General features: G+C 46.9%; 1 protein-coding gene. It reads right to left on the reverse strand.

Annotated features, from left to right (window positions below; all coding sequences use genetic code 11):
• Window positions 1-563: 563 nt before the first annotated feature.
• The gene (hchA, locus tag H7A81_RS27170) at window positions 564-1412 is read right to left on the reverse strand and encodes a glyoxalase III HchA (protein WP_182059325.1); all 849 of its coding nucleotides are present in this window, start codon (window positions 1410-1412) and stop codon (window positions 564-566) included.
• Window positions 1413-1619 lie beyond the last annotated feature (207 nt).

The raw sequence follows: 1619 nt of genomic DNA on the forward strand, positions 1-1619 counted from the left end.
CAAATTTATTCTCAATAGTTTCAAATAGATGGTCCCTTAAGATGGATTTCATCCCATGAAAGAGACTTTTAGTATTGACCAATCTCGTACTTTTAGTTCATTATCAACCTGCAGCTGAACGGCACAGCATACTGTCGGGCGGGAGGAGTGCATTGGCGCGAGATCCCGAAGAGGCAAAACCCACCTACCTTGCAACAAACGAGATCGCATCATCCGGTACGATCTCTTTTGTTCGAGGAGGTGTTATGAAGAAGCACACAGTGATATGTCCAGTATGCTGTCGATGTTTTGACCCACGCGTTCCCCACTCTCACATCACGCAATACCATAGCAACGCGAGTGAATATGAATTGAAGCGAATTCGTGATGCACGCCGTAAGTGCTTTGGTACTGCTAAACCAATTAAGAAAAAATGTCCGATGTTTTCGTAAGCCGGTATAGAAGTGCGCAGTAGATTTTAAGAATGAGGTGTAATGAAAGAGAAAAATAATGCATGACACTGGTAAAAATATGGCTGCTCTGAGTCAAATCATTTAGAGCAGCCATATTCCTCTTATTTACAATTATCTGTATTTTCTAAGTAATTCTCTTGCAGCAAGTTTGCCCAACGCGTTCGCAGCAAACGGACTGTCCCCGGTAAGAACATTGCGGTCCTGATTCACGGTACCCCTGATGTCGTCGTTAATCAGCTTGATACCCATGTCTTTAAGCTTCTCACCAAAATACCAGGTTAAATGCCCCGGCATGTAACCCATATCTGGCGTCTGCCTGTCAGCAGAATCAGGAAATGCACAGATTTCATAGCCCTTTAACGGGTTATCCCCTTTATCCAGCGCAATGAAAGCCGCCGGGCCATGGCAGATGGAAATCAGATGCCGATCATTCTGAAGGGTCCAGCGAATCACCTGCGCCACGGCTTCATTCTCTGGCAGACCGATTAAGGCACCGTGACCACCGGGTATAAACACTGCCACATAGTCGCTGTGGGGAGTCAGCGATTTAACTATGTCATCCAGTTTAAGAGGGCTGCGGAACTGAGGCACGCATCGGTTGTAAAAGCCCACCACGGCCTCGTCTTTCTCCGGCATAGCCCAGTATTCGAACTTCGCCATCTGGCCTGAAATTGTGGCCACATCGAAATTAAAACCCGCCTGATGCAGATGATACATCGGCAACAATGTCTCGACTGGATGATTACCGGTTGAAAAGAGCGTGTCGTTTTCAAGCGGGAGGTATCGCTCGTCCGCACAGATAACCAGTACCTTTCCGTTACCGGTGTAGGGATTTTCATACTCTGCATCGCTGAGATCGGAAACCGGGCTGGTGAACTGGTCACGGGAAAATGATGAAGGGAAGAAAGCACCATGCTCGGCAGTATCGGGGACAGGTGATTTGCTGAGTTCCTGCGTCATTGAAGACTCCTGAATTAAATAAACAGACTACCTGAGTTTAGGCCAGAATCCTGACCCGCCAGTTCATCAGTACACGTTGTTAAATTCAGAATCCCGCTTTTTTAGCCTTTGTCTGTCCACCCATATTCACTACTAAACACTAACTCATACCAGCACTGACCCATCAGGGTCATATCAACGAGGAGTACCACCATGCAATATCGTGAA

It is taken from the genome of Pantoea sp. ME81 (genome assembly GCF_903970985.1).
In the GTDB taxonomy this organism is placed as follows: Bacteria; Pseudomonadota; Gammaproteobacteria; order Enterobacterales; family Enterobacteriaceae; genus Pantoea; species Pantoea communis.

What these genes read in the sequence shown, in the direction of transcription:
- hchA (WP_182059325.1), bottom strand. Translation starts at nt 1,412, where the DNA reads ATGACGCAGGAACTCAGCAAATCACCTGTCCCCGATACTGCCGAGCAT.